This is a genomic window from Mucilaginibacter sp. (genome assembly GCF_039921305.1).
Classification (GTDB): domain Bacteria; phylum Bacteroidota; class Bacteroidia; order Sphingobacteriales; family Sphingobacteriaceae; genus Mucilaginibacter.
In genome coordinates, this window is sequence record NZ_JBDSCA010000028.1 from 96592 (window position 1) to 116768 (window position 20177).

Here is a 20177-nt window from a genome sequence, read left to right on the forward strand (position 1 = left end):
AATTATGATAGGTTAAACCTTAATCGTTGTGATGGGTGATCTCTTCCTGGCGGAATAATTTGGCGCTCAGGTAATCATTATTCATACGGCCAATGTTTACCAGGCTGATCTCTTTAGGACATTCGGCCTCGCAGGCACCGGTATTGGTACAGCTACCAAAGCCTTCATCATCCATTTGAGCAACCATGGATTGGGCACGGCGGTAACGTTCTGGCTGGCCTTGCGGCAACAGCGCGAATTGTGATATTTTAGCCGATACGAACAACATGGCTGATGCATTTTTACATGCCGCAACGCAAGCGCCGCAACCTATACAGGTAGCCGAGTTAAAAGCCTCATCGGCAATTACCTTAGGGATAGCGATCTCGTTAGCATCTGGCACACCACCTGTGTTTACCGATACGTAACCACCTGCTTGCTGGATACGATCAAACGCGGAACGGTCTGTAGCCAAATCTTTCACTACCGGGAATGCTGCTGCTCTCCATGGTTCAATAGTAATGGTTTGACCATCGTGGAAACTGCGCATGTGTAACTGACAGGTTGTAATAGCCCTTTTTGGACCATGCGGCTGACCGTTGATGTACAATGAGCACATACCACAAATACCTTCGCGGCAATCGTGATCAAAGTGGATAGGGTCCTCTCCTTTATGGATCAGGCTCTCGTTCACCACGTCGAGCATTTCAAGGAAAGACATATCCGGAGAGATGCCTTCTGCCTTGTAAGTAACCAGTTTACCCGGTGTTTCAGAATTTGGTTGACGCCATACTTTTAACGTCAGGTTCATATTTCCAGTACTCATATCTTTTTTGAATTGAGATTTGGTATCAAGTAGCGAGTATCAAGTAACAAGATTTTTTTGTCTTGCTACTTGATACTAACTACTCACTACTATTTATAAGATCGTTGTGTTAACTTAACATTTTCATAAACCAGTGCTTCTTTGTTGAGCACTTCTGGTTGGTTTTCGCCTGCGTATTCCCAGGCTGCTACGAAGGCGAAATTCTCGTCGTCGCGTAAAGCTTCGCCTTCTTCGGTTTGTGATTCTACACGGAAGTGACCACCGCATGATTCCGAACGCATTAAAGCGTCATCAACCATCAGTTCGCCCAGTTCGATAAAATCAGCAACACGGCCGGCTTTCTCTAACGATGAGTTAAACTCTTCGTTCGCGCCAAGCACAATTGCATTTTTCCAGAAGTCTTCTTTCAAAGCGTGGATCAAACCCTTCGCTTTAGTCAAACCCTCGGCAGTACGTGCCATTCCGCAATATTCCCACATAATGTGGCCCAATTCGCGGTGATATTCATCAACGGTTTTGGTTCCACGCAAGGCTAATAATTTTGCGATGCGTTCTTCAACATCCTTTTTGGTTGCCGCGAATGCCGGGTGAGTAGCGTCGATAGGTTTTGGACCGATTGTAGCTAAGTAATCTCCTAAAGTGTAAGGGATAACGAAATAACCATCAGATAAACCCTGCATCAGCGCCGAAGCACCTAAGCGGTTTGCGCCGTGATCGGAAAAGTTAGCCTCGCCTAAGCAATACAAGCCAGGAATGCTGGTTTGCAAATTATAATCAACCCAAAGGCCACCCATGGTATAGTGAACCGCCGGGTAAATACGCATTGGTGTTTTGTAAGGGTTTTCGTCGGTGATCTGCGCGTACATATCGAACAGGTTACCATAGCGTGCCCTTACTTCATCTTCTCCCAAACGGGCGATAGAATCGGCAAAGTCCAAATATACGGCAACGCCTGACGCACCTACACCTTTACCTTCATCAACAGCTTCTTTAGCGTTACGTGATGCCACGTCGCGCGGAACCAGGTTACCGAATGATGGATATTTACGTTCCAGGAAGTAATCCCTGTCTTCTTCTTTTAAGTCGGTTACTTTTAATTCTCCTTTGCGTAAACGCTGCGCAAGCTCCACTGTTTTTGGCGCCCAAACACGTCCGTCGTTACGAAGTGATTCAGACATCAAGGTTAACTTAGACTGGTGATCACCAGATACCGGGATACAGGTTGGGTGAATTTGAGTGTAGCAAGGATTAGCGAAGAAAGCACCACGTTTGTGAGCTCTCCAGGCTGCGGTTACATTACAGCCCATCGCGTTGGTTGACAGGTAGAACACGTTACCATAACCACCGGTACACAGCAATACAGCGTGACCAGAATGGGTTTCGATAGCGCCACTTTTTAAGTTACGGGTGATGATACCTTGCGCTTTGCCATCAACGGTAACCACGTCCAGCATTTCGGTACGGGTGTACATTTTCACCTTGCCTAAGTGGATCTGGCGGTTTAGGGCAGAGTAGGCACCTAATAATAATTGTTGTCCGGTTTGGCCGCGGGCGTAGAATGTACGTGATACCTGCGCGCCACCGAATGAACGTGTATCTAATAAACCTCCGTATTCGCGGGCGAATGGTACGCCCTGCGCCACACATTGGTCGATAATGTTAACAGAAACCTCGGCCAAACGGTAAACGTTGGCTTCGCGGGCGCGGTAATCGCCACCTTTAATGGTATCGTAAAATAACCGGTAAACGCTATCACCGTCATTACGATAGTTTTTAGCGGCGTTTATACCACCTTGCGCGGCAATAGAGTGTGCACGGCGCGGACTATCCTGAAAGCAAAACGCTTTTACATTATAGCCAAGCTCGGCCAGTGATGCCGCTGCAGATGCACCAGCAAGGCCGGTACCAACTACAATAACATCGTATTTACGCTTGTTTGCAGGGTTAACCAATTTAAGGTTAAACTTATGCTTGCCCCATTTTTCGGCCAATGGGCCTACTGGAATTTTAGCGTCTAAGATCATATTTTGATATAATTTATATTCTTACCCCAAAAAGGATATTATTATTTGCAAAAGAAATACACAACCGGCATAGCCGCGAAACCTATCGGGATAATTACCGCGAACAACCAGGTACCTATAAAGTAAACTACCGGTGTGTATTTGCGGTGAACCCAACCCATGGTACGGAACGCGCTTTGGAAACCATGCAGCAAGTGGAATGATAAGGCTCCCATAGCGATAACATAGATGATAACATACCACCATTGACTAAAGGTTTCGGCCACTTTAGCGTGGATATCTTTAACACGAACGATCTCTTCGTTACCCTGGGTTGAAACTGAATGCTCAAAATCTTTAGCCTCGGGTGTGAATGGCTGAACCGTTGTTACACCTGATGACAGGTTGGTACGGTATTCTTTAAAAGCGATGGTATCGGTGTATTTGTACTTGTACCAAAAATCGCTCATGTGGATCACGATGAATAATAGCAGGATAGAACCCAGCAAACCCATGTTTTGTGACGACCATGAGGTTGGTGATTTTGGAGCCGAGGCATAAGATACCGGCCTTGCCCTACGGTTTTTGATAGTTAATATAGTTGCGTATATAGCATGCACTATAATACTGATGTATAACAGGTATGCTATTACTTCTATTGGCGGGAAATGCGTTAAGAAGTTTGCATATACGTTAAATGAATAACCATTATCGTTGCTAAACAACAACAGGTTACCTCCTAAATGCACTATTAAAAAAGTACAAAGAAACAATCCTGTTAAAGCCATGATCAGCTTTTTGCCCAATGAAGAGTTAAAGGTTTGTTTAAATTCGCTCATTATATTGTTAGATTTATTTCGGCAAAAGTATTTATTAAATGCCAAAAGATATAAATGGATTTGGCTTATTCGTGCTTTATAATTTATTTAGAACCATTCTAATGTCAAAACAGGAAACATTGAATTTAAAGTAATGCCATATATTGTGCCAACTAAAAACCTTATGAACAAAAAATATATCCTATTAGCCATAGTGGTGGCTTTTTTATCGGCTTGCCAGCCATCTAAAATTATAGAATTTGATGTGACCGCAACTGGTTTAAGCAGCGGTGTTTTCACTATTAAAGACCAGGGGCAGCAAACTATTTTTGGCGAAAACATTAAAAATGGAAAGTGTACCGTTAAAAAGCAGTTGGATGAGCCCGGTTTTTACGAACTTAATATAGCAAAAGACGGAATTGTAGCGCATACTCCGTTTGAGGTTTATTTAGAGCCGGGTAAGTACACAATTACAGCCGATGCCAACAAACTATCCAAATATCCTAAAATAGAAAGCTCATCAAAAAAGCAGCAGGAGATCACTAATTATTATGCTATTTATGATGAAGTAGTAGGAAACGCGAGGGCACAGACAACCGAACTTAACAAAGAGCTTGAGGATGGTGGAAAAAACCTACCCGAAAATGCTTACCGGAACCTGGTAGCCAAAATTGAAATGGCACAAGATAAAGCACGCCATGCTGAATTTACTGTTTTAGAGCGCTTTGTTAAAAAATATCCTGAAAGCGAGTTGGCCGCTCATTTTATGGCTAAACAAGCTTATACCGATTTCCCGGAAAAGTACCAGACTCTTTTCAATATTTTAAACGCTACTGCAAAAAACAGCGAAGAGGGTAAAGAAATAAGCAAAAAACTGACCTTGAACATTAACCTGGCACCCGGCAAAAAGGCTCCTGCTATTGAGGGCAAGTTTTTTGACGGGAAAACCTTCGCGGCCGTTAAAGCAGGTAAGAAGCTGTTTTTGATTGATTTTTGGCGGTCTGTTAACCAGTTTAGCCGGATTAATCATGAAGATATCCAGGCCGTTTATGGGTTGTTAAAAGACCGGGGCTTTGAGGTGATCAGCGTATCGTTAGATAAAAAACAATTATGGTGGGCAACTGCTGTAAAGGATGATAAACTACCCTGGCCACAAATTAGCGATCTGAAAGGCAATGATTCGCCTAATGCGGCAAACTGGAATGTTACAACTATACCAACCTATTACCTTGTTGATAAGGACTGGAATATTTATATGAAAGACATCTCTTTAGGATCGGTCAAATTAGAGGCTACGCAGTATTTGGAGAAGCATAAATAATTAATAGCAAGTAGTTAGTATCAAATAGCAAGACCGAGCGCTACTATTTTATTGGGTAATACACCGAAAACCTTATCTGTTTGCTGATGCTGGATGGCTACCTTGCCGGTGAATTTGCCAAATGATGGCAGGATGGCTTGTTTATCTGAAAAGGCGAAACAAGGAAGGGTGATGGATTGCCTGCCACGACCCTGCAAATTTACCCCGGGATGGATGTGACCACAGAGTACATAACCCCTGGCTTGTTCTAATTTTGTTGGCGGCAATGGGTGGTGAAGCATCAGGAATGGCCCTATTAGCAGCTCGTGGTGCAGGCTTATGTTTAGTTTGTGGTAATGGCTGTCGTGTATCACATCGTGGTTACCACGGATCAGGATGATCTCGAGTTTGGGGAATTGTTCGCGCCAGAGGGCAAACCAATCCCAATCGGTATTCATATCGCTGTGGAACAAGTCGCCTAAAAAGATAATTTTTTCGGGTTTGTGTTGATGGATGAGGTCGGATAGTACGGCTAAGTCTTCCTGTGCCAGATCGCGGGGAACCGCTATTCCGGCCTTGCGGAAATGGCCGCCCTTGCCCAGGTGTACGTCGGCAGCTATGAGGGCTTTTTCTTCTTTCCAGTAAATGGCTTTTTGGCAAAGCAGCGTCAACGTTTGCTCTAAAAAGGGGAACACTAATTCGTCGCACATCATCTGGGGCAAATTTAAGCTTTACAGCGAATTATTTGCTGCTCAAAAAAATCATAAAACATTTTATGCAATAACAGCCTTAAACTAAATTATAATGCAGATTACCGGCAATTATGCTTGGTACACATTTTTTTATTATTTTGTAGTTAATGGCTATATTATTAGTTGAGGACGAACCCAATATTGCATCTGTAATTAAACGCGGTCTGGCCGACGAGGGTTATGATATAAGCGTTGCCGCCGATGGGTTAACCGCTCTGCAAATGACAAGAGATCATGCTTTTGACCTGATCATTCTGGATGTGATGCTGCCCTCGATGAACGGGATACAACTTTGCCAGCGAATACGCGAGCGAGATGCGCACATCCCTATACTGATGCTCACCGCGCTTGATTCGACTGAGAACATTGTGACCGGGCTTAACAGCGGCGCCGACGACTATATGGTTAAACCCTTTAAACTGGCCGAACTGGCAGCGCGTATCCGGACACTGTTGCGACGGGCGGGCAACAGTACTCCTGCTGTAAAAAACACTTACCGCATAGATGATATTATATTGAATACTGATGCCAAAGTTGCGAGCCTGAATAATGTACCGCTTAATTTAACCGCTACAGAATACCGTTTGCTGGAGTATTTTATTAAAAACCAGCGTAAAGTACTCTCGCGCATACAATTGCTTGATAATGTTTGGGATATTAATTTTAACCTGGGTACTAACGTGGTTGATGTATACATTAACTATTTGCGTAAAAAATTGGATAAAACTAATCCTACTAAATATATACATACTGTTTTTGGGATGGGTTATATGATGAAGGAGGCTGATAAATGAAAATTCAGACCAAAATAACTTTGATGTTTTTAGCCTTATCAACCGGCATTTTGATATTGTTGAACGCCTTTATTTTGTATTTTGAATATAAATTTAACTACCAGGATTTTTATAAACGTTTGGAGGCCCGGGTAAAGCTTGCCGCCCAGATACACCTTTTTCCGGGTGAAGAGAGCCGGGCGTACCAGCAGGTGCGCAACCGTTACCTTGAAAAACTGGACAACGAAAAGGAACACATTATAAAAGCGAACGCTTTAGGAACCTTTAGCAATGATGGTTTGCCCGAAGAGTTTTTTAACGCGGTAGTAACTTATAGTATTTATAGTTATAAAAACGACAACCAGTTTTTTGCCGGCAAAATTGTAAACCGCGGTAACGAAAAGTTTATAGTAGCGGTATCTGCCACAAACCCCTATGGGTTGAATGAGATACATGAGCTGCAAAAAATACTACTGATAGGTTTTTTGGGATCCCTTATTGTTGTGTTTTTTGCCGGGAAGGTGTTTTCGCATTATACTTTTATACCGGTGCGCAAGCTTACGGACAGGGTTAAGGGCATTACATCAAACAACCTGCACTTGCGCCTTGAGCCAAGCGGCAAGGATGAAATTGCCGAACTATCGTTCACGTTTAATGATATGCTTAACCGGCTTGAAACGGCTTTTGAAACTCAGAACAATTTTGTGAGCAATGCATCGCACGAGCTGCGTACCCCGCTCACTATTATTAACAGCGAGGTTGAGATAGCCTTAAAAAACTACCCTACAGGCCAGGCCGGGCAGCAGTTTTTGCATGTGATGCAAGCCGAAACCAATAAACTGATACAGATATTGAACAGCCTTTTGCTGTTGGCGCAATCGGGTTATGATGGTAAGAAGCAAAACTGGCAAAGTATCAGGGTTGACGAGCTGGTTTGGCTGGCCATTGCATCGGTAAAAAAAATACATCCCGAAAGTAATATTGAGGTTGACCTTAGCGAACTGCCCCAAAACCAGGAGGCCTTGAATACACCCGGCAATAGCAACCTGCTTAACCTGGCTATTACCAATATTATTAACAACGCGTGCAAATACTCGCAAAATAAACTGGTAATGGTTAAGCTAAGGGTACAAAATAAAAACATTGTATTATCCATAACAGATAAAGGGATAGGCATTCCGGAAACGGAAGTGCAGCACATATTTGAGCCTTTTTTTAGGGCATCAAACACTTCGGATTTTTATGGGCATGGTGTTGGCCTGCCGCTGGCGCTAAACATTATCCGCTTGCATAAGGGTAGTATCGGGATCCGATCGGAGGTTAATGTTGGGACCGAGATACAGGTATTTTTGCCATCGGCGCAAGCGTAAATATGGTATTAATAGGTCCGTTTGTCGCTTATAGAAGGGTAGCCCGCTCCGGGGCATAAAACAAGGATCTATTTGTTTTCTACAAATGTTTAGCCCCCGCCGGGGGCAGATTATGCTATGGTTGAGGAAGTGAAAGGGGGTAATACCGAATAATGAATTTCGAATGTCCAATATCGAATTAAGAGATCAGGGCACCTGTGATATTCTAATCAAATTCTAATAACTCTCTTATCAGTTGCTAATTAGTGGGGGCTACTATTGTATCAAACAATATTAGTTAACCAAATAATAAGGCAATTATGAAAACTATTCTCATTCCAACAGATTTTAAACCGGAAACCTTTAATTGTGTACCCGAACTATTAAAAAGGACTTATCCGGATAAGCTAAACATTATACTGATACATGTGCTGGATATTACCGATTCGATCCAGGAGTTGTTGATGTTATCGCGCCGATCGGCAGAGTACCGCCATGTACCGGAAGCTTTTTATAAACTGGGCGCAACGCTGAAAAACAATTATCCCGACAGGATAAACAACATTAGGATAGAATTTTTTTATGGCAGTACGGTAGCCATATTCAACAACCTTTTAGATGCCAATAATATTGATGCCGTTGTTAAGCTGAATAACTATCAATATGATGAGCTTACTCAAAACAGTATTGACCCATCGGTACTGATAAGCCGCTGCAACAGGCCCGTAATGCATTTAGATTGTAAGCCCGTGTTTGAGTATGTGTTACCTAAACCCAAGCTACAACCCGCTAATGAGTTGGTTGAAAACGAAGTTTAAATTTAAACCCAGGTTTTATGTTACTTAAAAAGAATATCCCGATAAGCTATGTTTTAGGCAAAGTAAAGGTAGAGATTACCTTGTTGGCCCTGTATTCAACCGTGGTGTATGTGGCACATACCTATTTTAACTTTCCGGGGGTATCTATTCCGATAGCTATACCCAGTATTTTAGGTACTATTATATCGTTGCTGCTGGCATTCCGGTCAAACCAGGCTTATGACAGGTGGTGGGAAGCGCGGACACTATGGGGCGCCATTGTAAATGATTCGAGAACGTTTGCCAGGCAGGTGTTAACCTTTGTTGATAACTCGTATGATGAGGAGGATAAAAGGATAATGAAAGAGCGCATTATTAAACGCCAGATGGCCTGGTGCCATAGTTTAAGCAGCCATTTGCGCGGCCAGAATGCGAGCCGGAATTTAGGTAAGCATATATCCGAAGATGAAAGAAGGGCCATTGCGCATATGGACCATGTACCGCTGGCGCTGATGGAGCAACATGGATCGGACCTGCGCTTGCTGTTGCGTATGAATTGGATAAACGAATACCAGCAGGTGAGCATGGACGAAACGATAACTCGTTTTTGCAACTCGATGGGTGGCTGCGAGCGGATCAAGAATACCGTTTTCCCGGTAACCTATAGCTTTTATATCCATATTATGGTGTTGCTGTTTGTGATGCTGCTGCCCTTTGGCTTAATTGAGTTGTTTGGTGTATTCCAGATACCGTTGGTGGTTGCTATCTCATCGTCGTTCTTTTTGATAGAAAAAATGGCTATCCATTTACAGGATCCGTTTGAGAACAAACCTACCGATACGCCTACAACAAGTATCAGCAATAAAATAGAACACGATTTGAGCCAGCTACTGCATGATGAGGTTGTGCAGGATAAGGTAAGCGCCGACGGCGTAAATAAAAGCAAAAACGCGATGTATTACATTTTATAAATGATATAAAACTGTTCCTTTTTATTTTTCATTTTGTTTTAAACGCAAATAGCCGGGTAACATATTGTTATCCGGCTATTTTGCTTTTGGGCGGTTAGCCCGGTATTCAACTAAAAAACACTAATCAATTATCTAACTGTATAAACATTGTTAAATGCCTGACCTTGCGGATCGATGCCGGATATTTTGAGGTTACCGTTTTTTAGGTTGGTTAACGCTTTATCAATATCAGCTGGGGCGTTGATGGGGGTGTTGTTGACGCTGGTGATTACCGAACCTACTTCTACGCCCAGATCATCAAACATTTTGCCGGGGCGAACCTGCGTTACGGCCACGCCCGATTTTACACCGTATTTAGCTTTTTGCCCATCGGTTAAAGCCTGGAAGCCTGCACCTAATTTGTTGTATAGCTCCTCGGCAGATCTGTTAACTGCAGCTACACGGTTTTCTATGGTTTCGGGTTTAAGCGTTACGGCGAAGTTTTTCTCGCTGCCATCGCGGATAACGGTTAAGTTGATCTTATCGCCGGGTTGTAGGCGGCCTACGGTTTCCTGCAAGTCGGAAGATTCGGTTACGGTATGCCCGTTCACTTTGGAGATGATATCGCCTTTGCGCAATCCGGCTGCTTCGGCACCACCACCTGCTACCAGGTCGTTCACGTATAAGCCTACGGTTTTATCGGTACCTAATTGTTGTGCTGCATCGGTGTTTAACTCGGTAAAGCTAACACCTACCAAACCACGTTTTACTGAACCGTATTTTTGAATATCGTTCAATACTTTTTTGGCCAGATTAACCGGGATGGCAAAGCCATAGCCTTCGTATGAGCCGGTTTGTGAGGCAATGGCGGCATTGATACCGATAAGCTCACCCTTTGTATTTACCAATGCACCGCCGCTATTGCCGGGGTTAATGGCGGCATCGGTTTGGATGAACGACTCGATGGCTTTATTCAATTTAGGCGCGCTTTGCTGTAAACGGGTACGGCCAAACGGGTTATTGTTATCCTCGTCGCTATGGCTGCCGATGATTCCGATGTTACGGCCCTTGGCGCTAATGATACCGGCGGTTACGGTTGAGGTTAGGTTGAAGGGGTTACCTACAGCCAGTACCCACTCGCCAACGCGAGATTCGTCTGAGTTACCCAGCTTTACAATGGGCAGGTTAGTTCCGCTGATCTTGATCAGGGCCAGATCAGTATTTGGATCGGTACCGATAACTTTTGCCTGGAAAACGCGCTTATCGTTCATAGTCACCTCAATTTTGTCGGCCTTTTCAACTACGTGATTGTTGGTTACAATGTAGCCATCTGTTGAAATAATCACACCTGAGCCCGATGCTTTTTGAGGGCCTTGCGGGCGTGAGCGCTGGCCAAACATCTGACCGAACATTTGCTCCATTTCGTCCTGACCGCCGCCGCTTGCTGGCGCGAAAGTGGTACGGATATAAACTACTGCCGGGGTTACTGCCGCTGCCGCTTCGGTAAAATCGAGATTACCGGTTGATGATACGATAGCCGGCTCGCGGTTACTTGCGAAGTACACTTTTTGGCGATCTTCGAAAGACATGTTGTTTTCTCTATTGTTCTCAATTACTTTATAAGCGCCTATCGCCATGGCACCACCTAAGAAGGCTGTTAAAACTGTTAAACCAAATTTTTTCATATTTTCTATCTTTTTCACTTTTCTTATTCAAATTTAATACCATATAGACTATCAAGTCAATAGGCAGTTAGCCCAATTTGTGTTAAAAAATGTTAATGTTTTTAAGTTCATAAACTTACGTGATTTTATTATGACAGAACTGCCCTGAAAAGGTTACCTAATAAATGATATTTTTGTGTGTACTTTAATTTGATACTGTGAATATTCAATTTTATAAATACCAGGGAGCAGGGAATGATTTTGTGTTGGTTGATAACCGCGAAAACGTTGTAGATCATCAAAATCCGGAATTAATTGCCAAACTATGCGACCGCCGTTTTGGTGTGGGTGGCGATGGGATGATGTTTTTGCAACTGAAAGAAGGCTACGATTTTGAAATGGTTTATTATAACAGCGATGGGCAGCCCAGCAGCATGTGCGGTAATGGCGGTAGATGCATTGTGGCCTTTGCCAAGTACCTGGGTGTGATTGAAAACGAAACTGAATTTTTGGCGGTTGACGGCCCGCATTATGCCAAAATATCTAACACTGGCGATTGGGTTAGTTTACAAATGATATTTGAAGGCAGCGTTAAACGCGATGGTGAGGCTTATGTGCTGAACACGGGTTCGCCGCATTATATTCAATTGGTTGATGATCTGAAATCGAAAAACGTTTTTCACGATGGCGGAGCTATCCGCAATAATGCTACCTATCGCGAAAAGGGGATCAATGTGAATTTTATTGAGCCTTTGAACGATGGTTATTTTGTGCGCACTTTTGAGCGTGGTGTTGAGGATGAAACTTATGCCTGTGGTTCGGGCGTTACGGCTTGCGCTATCGCGATGGCTATACATCATAATAAAACCGGGCATGTGGATACGCCTGTAAAAGTTTTAGGTGGTGATCTGATCATTCACTTTGACCGGGATGGGAATGAGTTTAGCAATATATTTTTAGAGGGGCCTGCTAAATTGGTGTTTGAGGGAACAGTGGAGAGCCCCCTAACCCCCTAAAGGGGGGATTTTTGATGGTGAAAGTATCCTGGCGAACTGCCTGCCAAAGAAAAACGAGCTATTCAACAAAATAACGTAGGTTTAATTTATTGACTTTTACCTTCTGAAATGGACAATAAAATAAGAGCGATAATTACCGGCGTTACCGGGATGGTGGGCGAAGGTGTTTTAATGGAATGTTTGAAGCATCCGCAGGTTGAAGCGGTGCTGGTAATCAACCGTAAGCCCTGTGGGTTTGTGCATCCTAAACTGAAAGAAATTATTCACGGGGACTTTTTTGACCTGAGCGCTATTGAAGGGCAATTGAGCGGGTACAATGCCTGTTACTTTTGTTTGGGGGTATCATCGGTAGGGATGAAGGAGCCGGAGTATACCAAGCTTACTTATGACCTGACCATGAATTTTGCCCGTACCGTTAGCCGGTTGAACACCGATATGACTTTTACCTATGTATCCGGAGCGCAGACGGACAGTACCGAAAAAGGCAAATCAATGTGGGCACGTGTAAAAGGTAAAACCGAGAATGATTTAATGAAACTCCCGTTTAAGCAGGCATTCGCCTTTAGACCGGGATTGATGAAGGCCGCACCGGACGCTAAAAATACGCCTAAACTTTACCGCTATTTAAGCTGGTTATATCCGTTTTTGCATACTGTGTTTCCTAACTCGTCGTGCTTGTTATCGGAAGTTGGGCAGGCCATGATCAATGTAACTTTGCATGGCTTTGAGAAAAACATACTGGAAGTTAGGGATATTGTGGCCGCAGCTAAATTGTAGGGCCGGCTGTTGTCCTTTTTGCTAATTACGTGAATTTTTCGTATCTTGTAGAGAAGAGGAATCAAGATCCAAGATGCAGCCTGCCTGTCGGCAGACAGGGAATCAGGACAAAAAAAGTCTTACTTTATCCCCCTCTTTGAGTATCAGGTATCAAGTAGCAAGATTTTTTAATGATTTAAATAAATCCTACTTTATCCCCCCCAATCGCTGCATGATTTGATTGCGAAACACCCATAGATACCCCTGTCTGCCGACAGGCAGGCATCATTTGTTACGCTGATTATTGGAGTTATTGGTTTGGTAACCTGTCTGATAAAAAGCTAAAGTGGTTTTAATTTGTAACTTAGTTGAACATTTTTTGTAAACCTGCAAGTATGACAAACGCAACGCTTTTATTTTTGAGTGGACCAGACCTATTGGTGGTTGTACTTTTGGCTATATTACTGTTTGGCGGAAAGAAGATCCCTGAGTTTGCGAGAGGGCTTGGCCAAAGCATCCGCCATTTTAAGGAGGGTAGTGAAGGAAAGGATGATAAAACAGACCCTCCTAAAGAGGATAAGAAATAGCCGTAGCCTAAAAGTTATAGGTAAACTTGAGGCCTTGTATCCGTGGCTGGTTGAGGCCGTAGGAAAAACCATAGTCCAGCCGGATCACGCTTCGTTTTAAACCGAAGTAGTATTCTTTATAACTGCTCAACAACTCTTGCACCAGGTACGATCCGCCTATCACTTCCTCTATATTCAGACTGCGGATAAGTGGCACTCTTCCCAAAAAGAAGCCGGCGAAGTTATGCTCATAGTGGGCTTCAAAATACTTTTTATCGGTACTGTAAGTGTAGAAATCAAGGAAGTGGAAAGCGCCCAGGCTTGAATCGAAGAAGAAGCTTTGTCCACCGCGAAACTGCTTGTAATCAGGATAAAAAATACTCCTGGCATTAAAGAATTTACCAACCGAGATAAAATACGAGGCAGAGCCATAGATGCCGCATTTAAGCTGATCCTGAAAGAAATCGAAAGAAAGGAAGTCGTAATTGACACTCGAATTTAGAATAGGGAAGCCTTTGCGGTAATTGATACGCAGGCGAGGATATTTAGTAGGCTCAATAAACTTACCATCGGGATTGATGGTGTACTGCTGATTGAACGTAATGGTAGCTGATGCCCGTATTGATAACGCATTGTGATTTGGAAAGAGCGGCACATTGCTGCCCGGGTTAAGCGGGTTGTTTGAGGTGAGCTGGGTACTATCTTTCCGGATGGAGTAAAGGGTTGTGTTGATCACTGTTTCGCGGTGCGCGTATTCAATTTGCCCGTTCAGCAACACCCCGTTCATTATTTCGCCCTGGGTACCGCCCGATGCAAACGTGGCTTTATAAAGCTTTAAATAGTTGTTGCCGGTAAACAGGGTACTTAATGAGTTGAGGAATAAACTCAATGTTCCGGAGTTGTTTAAATCGAGGAAATCGGACCCAAAACTACCGTATACCGCGGCCTGTTTTGATGGGTTGTACCGATAGTTAACATAGGTATTAAAGGTGAATATTTTGTTGGAGTTACCGTAGCGCGCTTCGGGTTCAACGGTGAGGGTTTTGCGCCGGTCGTACTCTTTAAAAAAGCGGGGTTTGATATCCACACTGGCTCCTTCCACTGTATTGTAGAACACTACTTTGGAGGGGGAGGGTACATCGATAGTGATCTTTTTAAAAGGATCGTGATAGGTATAGTTCTTTAGTACATAGGGTATGAGCCTGAATTTATTGTTTACACCTTTTACGGAGTCTTTAGCATGGTTTTCATCTTGTTTTTTCTGGGCTTGTTCAAATAGGTGGTAATAGCGTCGTTCATCTTCCAGCAAGGGTACCTGGCGGTTATTGGCCCAAAAGGTGGAGTCTTTTTTGTTGATGTTTTTGCCTACCTCAAATACTTCGCCGCTAAAATGCTTCTTATCAAAATTGGGCTGGATATTGTAATTATTGGCCACGCCCAAAAAGTAACCGGCATATTTAAAACCCATTATGTTGCCTGTGAAGCTAAAGTTTAAGGACAGGGGCATCCATACGCTATCCGTTACCGGGATGTATTGAGTGCGGATATTTAGGGTATCCACAAAATCGATATGGGCGCGTTTATAGAGGTGCAGATCGGCGCTGTAAAGCTTCCAATCGTTTTCTATCACATAGATAACGCCGTGAAAAACGTGTTCGTTTTCGTGTTTGGGAGTAAGTTCAATTACATCAATGGTTTTATCGTCGTCGGTAAAGCGCTGTAACAGGCGGTAGCGATAAAACCGCAATGCATTATCGGCAATGGGCGATATATAGCTTCGGTTGCTCATGCCACCCCACGAGAGTAGGTTTTCGTACAGGTTAACCTGTAAGTCGGTAGCGCGGTTAAAGCCAAATGGGTTTTCACCACCGGCAGATTTGACGCCCAGCATCACCTCTTTTACCTTACCGGGATGGCGCGCATCAAAATTTGATATCGACTCAAACAGGCTGATAATACCGCGCCTTTCGGGATCGAGGTTTAATATTTTGGCAACATCGGCCTTTAAAAAAGTGTGTGGGGCGTTTAAAAGTTTTTGATCAGCCTTGAGATAAACCTGGCACGAATACTCTTTAACCTGATTGAGATAAAATTTGCGGCGGGCTATTACCTTCTGCATAATTACATAGGCGCTATCCAATTCGGTATCCTGCGGAAGGTATGATTCCAGCGTGTAGCTTTCGGGCTCAAGCTTCATGTCGAGCTTTACGTTCTGGTCAATAATTACTATTTGCTCGGTTTGCTGTTCATAGCCTACAAAACGGAATACTACGGTGTATGTGCCGGGTTGGAGTTTGAGCTGGTAAACGCCATGTTCGTTGGCAATGGTTCCGTTTGTGGTGCCTTTAATGTAAACCGGAACAAAGGCAAGAGGGTTACTATGCACATCAGTTATTTTACCTTCAATGGTATAACCCTGCGCAAAACACGCGGACCATCCCGAAAGGAAAATAATTAAAGCTACAGCAAACGCCCGCATATCAGTTAACCAAGTAAAAAATCACCCATAAAAATACGATACATCAACCATTATGCAGCTATTTAGGTTTAATTTAAACGATATTAATTATAATCTTTACATAAAGCGCTTGTTTAGATGAGGGTACAATATCATTCTAAATTTTTACTTTCGCCCCCTGATGAAGAAAATTCACTATTTTGGTTTAGTGCTGATAGCCATTTTGCTGAATAGCTGCTATATGTTAGTAGGTTCGGTATTCCGGCTGGGATTTAAAATGGGCATCTGGTCGGTATTTATATTGATTGGCTTACTGATCTGGATCATTAATAAAAGAGGAAACAGGAAATAATTAAACATCAAACGTATGTCGTTTCAAGCATATCTCAATACCATCAAAACAAAAACCGGTAAAGGACCAACAGATTTTAGGCAAATGGCCGAAGAAAAAGGTTTTACCCAAAACGGCGAATTGAAAGTAAAAGCCGGTGATATTGTTAAATGGCTTAAAGATGATTTTGATTTAGGCCACGGGCACGCCATGGCTATCTACGCATTGCTTAAAGGCATTAAGAACGAAGAGAGCGAGTAGGTTATTGAGTTACCAATACCACATTAGCCACTTTGCGTTCACCTTCGTGATCCCATTTTTTATTATCGCAAGGGTAATTCATAACGCCGTTTTTGTTGGTCCATAGCGTTGTTGAGCCGCCGCCATCCAGGTTAATGCCTTGGTTTGCTTTTAGCCAGGTTAATATTTTAGTAAGCTCATGCAGATTTACCCCTGCCGAGTTTGCATTTCGCCCGTCAACGGTGATCAGTAAAACACGGTTATGAGTTATGACAATGGCCGTGCGCGGATGCCGGGCACGGGTAAACAATGTGCTATCTAATACTTGCGGACTATTATTGTAAATAAGCAAGGGCCCGGTATTAAGCATATCGCCGCTTAGTTTGCTTTCCCAATCGGGGGTACCGTCCCATTTAGCGATGCTCAATTTACCTTTATTAAATAACAGGGCCGACCGTTGGTGCCTTGCACGTTCGCCCGATTTATCTAAATGGTTTGTACTGATAAGCTCCCCGTTAAACCGAAGCATATCAACCGAGCCGCCGTTCTTTACATCAAAAAAACTGCCGTTAATGGCTGCCAGCGCATTAGCACTTTTACCAAAATCGCTTACTTTTTTGAGGAGCTGTTTTTCATATCCCAAAGCGATCTTTAATTTTTTGCTGGGATTGATCTCGAGGATGCTGATGTTCTCGTTGGTATCAAACAAGCATTTTTCAAATTGGAAGTGCTTAAATATTAAACCCGGCGCTATCTCTTGGGTTTCCCACCTGGCTTTAACAAAAGTTATAGAATCCGACTGGGCAAAGGCATTGAAACCGATCAAGGATGCAATAAAAACAAATAGGCAGTGCTTTTTCATGAGTAGTATTTGCTGTAAACTTATCTATTTTATGTTAGCGTTGTTAGTAATGGGTGTTAAGGAATCCAACCAAGCATTATTAAGCCGCCTTAAGCCAGTTTCGCCCTTCGGCAAAGCGGTTAACCAGCATTGCGGCAACGGTATCTCCGGTGGCATTTAATAGTGTTGCTACAGGATCGATCAATGTTCCGATGATGATTGCCGGGGGTAATGCTTCGGGCGGAAAGCCGTAGGCGGAGATGAACAGCAACTCGCCTACATAACCGCCGTTAGGGATACCGCCTTCAACAATGCTCACAAGCACCGTCATCCCCAAGGCTAAAAGTATCACTTGCGGGCTGTCAAAACCTTTCCCAAACATGGCGAACACCACCGCCATTTTTAGAATTGACGAAACGCTTGAGCCATCTTTATGCAGTGTACCGCCAAGCGGGATGGTTATGCCGGCTATCACATCGTTAACGCCCATCTTTTTAACGGCGTCCAAATTAGCCGGAATGGTGGCAATGCTGCTACAAGTACCTACAGCTGTTGCAGATGGTATAATGTTGTTTTGCCAATATCGTTTTACCCCAGTTATACCGCCCGCTATAAAAGCATACAGGCTAAAGAAAACAGCATAATAAAATAGGCTTACGCCATAACCAATACCCAAAGTATGCGCATATGTGCCAAATAGTGTTGGACCAAACTCGGCTACCTGGTAAGCAAAATAAGCGCCCAAGCCAATAGGCGCGGGTTTCATGATGATGATGAATACGTTTTGAAATACCTCTTTGCCCGAGTTTAAAAAATTGCCGAATGCCTTTCCCTTTTCGCCGGATTGTAAAGTGCCGAAACCAACCAATATGGCGAAAATGATCATGGCCAACATGTTTTTGCGGGATAACAACTGGAAAAACTCACCGGTTGTAAATAGCTGTGTTATCTGATCTCCCGAAAAGGGCTTACCAGCATCTTGTATTACAGCGGCGGTGGCATTTAATTGCTGATGAACAGGGAACAGCCATACGGCAATGATAGTTAATAAGGCCGAAATGATAACTGTTCCTAAAAATACAGCCGTCATGATACCCATTATTTTACTCAGTTTTTGTGCGCCCTGCAGGTTGGCAATTGCCGAAGCGATAGCAAAAAACACCAATGGGATAACCGCAACGAATAACAAGTTTAGAAAGATGTCACCAATAGGTTTAACAATCTCGGCCTGCTTACCAAACACCATACCGGCTATACTACCGGCTGTAATGCCGCCAATAAGCCAGAACATACCACTATAATTTTTAAGCCAGTTGCTCATACCCGAAAGATACAGATATTATTGAAAACGAATATCTATTGGATTGAACTAATAGAAGTCTGCTTTTGATCAATAAGGCATGAATACAAAAAGCCACACAGTTTTTGCCGGGCGCCAATGCCTGTAATTTTAGCTTACCTCGTTTAAAATTCATTTATACATAAATTACGTTATTCTTTTCTTTAATATTGAAATATGAAATGCGCATTAGTAACTGGTGGTTCAAGGGGTATTGGTAGAGCTATTTGTTACAAGATGGCCCAAATGGGATACTACGTGTTGGTTAATTATATGACCAATGAGAACGAGGCTAATAAAACCCTTGCCCAGATCAGGCAAAATGGCGGCGATGGAGAGTTGTTGAAATTTGACGTTGCCAATAAGGATGACATTAACCCAATATTAGGTAATTGGATTGAAACCAATAGTGAGAAGTATATTGAAATATTAGTAAATAATGCTGGTGTTAAAGATGATGTGCTGATGATGTGGATGAAAGATGAACAATGGGATAATGTAATTAAAACCAGTTTAGACGGCTTTTTTTATGTTACCCGTTTAGTGTTGAACAGTATGTTATTAAAAAGGTATGGCCGTATAGTTAATGTGGTATCTCTTTCGGGCTTAAAAGGCTTGCCTGGGCAAATTAATTATTCTGCCGCTAAAGCTGGTGTAATTGGCGCTACAAAGGCATTAGCACAAGAAGTTGGCCGCCAAGGTATAACGGTAAACGCCGTTGCGCCGGGTTTTATTAAAACGGATATGACAGAAGGGCTTAACGAAGCCGATTTTAAATCAATGATCCCTGTTAAACGGTTTGGCACACCAGAGGAAGTAGCACACGCGGTTGGCTTTTTAGCATCAGCAGAAGCTGCATATATTACAGGCCAGGTATTATCGATTAATGGTGGCTTGTATTCCTAATCTCATTTTATAATGCGATGTCATGTTTCACTAATGGCTAAGAACCATCCTCATCCTGAAGAGTGTAATAATTACAATTTTAAGCAATAATAATTGATCGTATCACAACAAAATATCTTATCTATTATACCGCAAAAACCACCTTTTGTAATGATAGATGAATTGGTTAGCTGGGACGAAGTTAGCTCACGAACAACAACGCTAATCAGAGAAGAAAATGTGCTTGTTTATGACGGTGAATTAAGTGAGGCCGGTTTAACAGAGAACATTGCGCAAACAGCAGCAGCTGGAGCAGGCTATGTTGCGCAACAGCATAATAATCCGATTTTAACGGGGTATATAGGCGCTATTAAAAATCTGGAAATTTTTTCATTACCCAAAGTAGGCGATCTTATAGAAACAGAGGTAATTATTGAAAATCAGATTTTTGATGTAACCATCATATCAGGCAGTGTAAAATGCAGAGGAGTGTTACTTGCACAGTGCGAAATGAAAATCTTTATTAAAGGTTAG

General features: G+C 42.9%; 20 protein-coding genes. 12 read left to right on the forward strand and 8 right to left on the reverse strand.

The genetic code is table 11. From position 1 onward, the window contains the following. Positions 1-19: 19 nt before the first annotated feature. From ABIN91_RS08710 to ABIN91_RS08720, 3 genes are all read right to left on the reverse strand, one after another. The gene (locus tag ABIN91_RS08710) at positions 20-805 is read right to left on the reverse strand and encodes a succinate dehydrogenase/fumarate reductase iron-sulfur subunit (RefSeq protein WP_348050590.1); all 786 of its coding nucleotides are present in this window, start codon (positions 803-805) and stop codon (positions 20-22) included. Positions 806-894: 89 nt separating this feature from the next. Further along, the gene (locus tag ABIN91_RS08715; protein WP_348050592.1) at positions 895-2829 is read right to left on the reverse strand and encodes a fumarate reductase/succinate dehydrogenase flavoprotein subunit; all 1935 of its coding nucleotides are present in this window, start codon (positions 2827-2829) and stop codon (positions 895-897) included. Between the two features lie 41 nt (positions 2830-2870). Next, the gene (locus ABIN91_RS08720; RefSeq protein WP_348050594.1) at positions 2871-3647 is read right to left on the reverse strand and encodes a succinate dehydrogenase cytochrome b subunit; all 777 of its coding nucleotides are present in this window, start codon (positions 3645-3647) and stop codon (positions 2871-2873) included. Positions 3648-3810: 163 nt separating this feature from the next. On the opposite strand from ABIN91_RS08720, the gene ABIN91_RS08725 reads away from it, so the two are divergent. Beyond that, entirely contained in the window at positions 3811-4947 is a 1137-nt protein-coding gene (locus ABIN91_RS08725; RefSeq protein WP_348050596.1) for a thioredoxin-like domain-containing protein, read from the forward strand. Between the two features lie 20 nt (positions 4948-4967). On the opposite strand, the gene pdeM is transcribed toward ABIN91_RS08725, so the two are convergent. Then, a complete protein-coding gene (pdeM, locus tag ABIN91_RS08730; protein WP_348050598.1) occupies positions 4968-5639 on the reverse strand; it encodes a ligase-associated DNA damage response endonuclease PdeM in 672 nt (223 codons plus the stop codon). A 146-nt stretch (positions 5640-5785) separates the two neighbouring features. Between pdeM and ABIN91_RS08735 the strand changes: the two genes are divergently transcribed. The 4 genes from ABIN91_RS08735 to ABIN91_RS08750 all read left to right on the forward strand — a co-directional run bounded on the left by ABIN91_RS08735 (position 5786) and on the right by ABIN91_RS08750 (position 9568). Next, positions 5786-6472 carry a response regulator transcription factor gene (locus ABIN91_RS08735; protein WP_348050600.1) on the forward strand — a complete coding sequence of 229 codons (687 nt, stop codon included), beginning with the start codon at positions 5786-5788 and terminating at the stop codon, positions 6470-6472. Beyond that, entirely contained in the window at positions 6469-7821 is a 1353-nt protein-coding gene (locus ABIN91_RS08740; protein WP_348050602.1) for a HAMP domain-containing sensor histidine kinase, read from the forward strand. The genes ABIN91_RS08735 and ABIN91_RS08740 overlap by 4 nt, the downstream gene beginning before the upstream one ends. Positions 7822-8120: 299 nt before the next feature. Continuing rightward, on the forward strand, positions 8121-8618 hold the full coding sequence (locus ABIN91_RS08745) for a hypothetical protein (protein ID WP_348050604.1): 498 nt from the start codon (positions 8121-8123) through the stop codon (positions 8616-8618). Positions 8619-8635: 17 nt separating this feature from the next. Continuing rightward, positions 8636-9568 carry a bestrophin family ion channel gene (locus ABIN91_RS08750; protein WP_348050606.1) on the forward strand — a complete coding sequence of 311 codons (933 nt, stop codon included), beginning with the start codon at positions 8636-8638 and terminating at the stop codon, positions 9566-9568. 128 nt (positions 9569-9696) lie between these two features. Here the strand turns inward: ABIN91_RS08750 and ABIN91_RS08755 are convergent, their stop codons facing one another. Beyond that, entirely contained in the window at positions 9697-11232 is a 1536-nt protein-coding gene (locus ABIN91_RS08755) for a Do family serine endopeptidase (protein WP_348050831.1), read from the reverse strand. A 197-nt stretch (positions 11233-11429) separates the two neighbouring features. Between ABIN91_RS08755 and dapF the strand changes: the two genes are divergently transcribed. The 3 genes from dapF to ABIN91_RS08770 all read left to right on the forward strand — a co-directional run bounded on the left by dapF (position 11430) and on the right by ABIN91_RS08770 (position 13570). Continuing rightward, positions 11430-12227 (forward strand): diaminopimelate epimerase, encoded by a 798-nt coding sequence (dapF, locus tag ABIN91_RS08760; RefSeq protein ID WP_348050608.1) that lies wholly within the window; start codon positions 11430-11432, stop codon positions 12225-12227. 108 nt (positions 12228-12335) lie between these two features. After that, positions 12336-13004, forward strand: coding sequence for an NAD-dependent epimerase/dehydratase family protein (locus ABIN91_RS08765; protein ID WP_348050610.1), 669 nt, complete (start codon positions 12336-12338; stop codon positions 13002-13004). Positions 13005-13378: 374 nt separating this feature from the next. Beyond that, entirely contained in the window at positions 13379-13570 is a 192-nt protein-coding gene (locus ABIN91_RS08770) for a twin-arginine translocase TatA/TatE family subunit (RefSeq protein ID WP_348050612.1), read from the forward strand. 7 nt (positions 13571-13577) lie between these two features. Here the strand turns inward: ABIN91_RS08770 and ABIN91_RS08775 are convergent, their stop codons facing one another. Next, a complete protein-coding gene (locus ABIN91_RS08775; protein ID WP_348050614.1) occupies positions 13578-16028 on the reverse strand; it encodes a DUF5686 and carboxypeptidase regulatory-like domain-containing protein in 2451 nt (816 codons plus the stop codon). A 160-nt stretch (positions 16029-16188) separates the two neighbouring features. Here ABIN91_RS08775 and ABIN91_RS08780 point away from each other — a divergent pair, with 160 nt between their 5' ends. Both ABIN91_RS08780 and ABIN91_RS08785 read left to right on the forward strand, forming a co-directional pair. Next, positions 16189-16359 carry a hypothetical protein gene (locus ABIN91_RS08780; RefSeq protein WP_348050616.1) on the forward strand — a complete coding sequence of 57 codons (171 nt, stop codon included), beginning with the start codon at positions 16189-16191 and terminating at the stop codon, positions 16357-16359. A 15-nt stretch (positions 16360-16374) separates the two neighbouring features. After that, positions 16375-16599 carry a DUF4287 domain-containing protein gene (locus tag ABIN91_RS08785; RefSeq protein WP_348050618.1) on the forward strand — a complete coding sequence of 75 codons (225 nt, stop codon included), beginning with the start codon at positions 16375-16377 and terminating at the stop codon, positions 16597-16599. Between the two features lies 1 nt (position 16600). Here the strand turns inward: ABIN91_RS08785 and ABIN91_RS08790 are convergent, their stop codons facing one another. Both ABIN91_RS08790 and ABIN91_RS08795 read right to left on the reverse strand, forming a co-directional pair. Continuing rightward, entirely contained in the window at positions 16601-17440 is an 840-nt protein-coding gene (locus ABIN91_RS08790; protein WP_348050620.1) for a phosphodiester glycosidase family protein, read from the reverse strand. A 79-nt stretch (positions 17441-17519) separates the two neighbouring features. Beyond that, positions 17520-18740 carry a dicarboxylate/amino acid:cation symporter gene (locus ABIN91_RS08795; RefSeq protein ID WP_348050622.1) on the reverse strand — a complete coding sequence of 407 codons (1221 nt, stop codon included), beginning with the start codon at positions 18738-18740 and terminating at the stop codon, positions 17520-17522. Positions 18741-18935: 195 nt separating this feature from the next. Between ABIN91_RS08795 and fabG the strand changes: the two genes are divergently transcribed. After that, positions 18936-19664: a 3-oxoacyl-ACP reductase FabG gene (gene fabG / locus ABIN91_RS08800; RefSeq protein WP_348050624.1), complete on the forward strand. Its 729-nt coding sequence runs from the start codon at positions 18936-18938 to the stop codon at positions 19662-19664. Positions 19665-19757: 93 nt separating this feature from the next. Next, positions 19758-20177 carry a 3-hydroxyacyl-ACP dehydratase gene (locus ABIN91_RS08805; RefSeq protein WP_348050626.1) on the forward strand — a complete coding sequence of 140 codons (420 nt, stop codon included), beginning with the start codon at positions 19758-19760 and terminating at the stop codon, positions 20175-20177.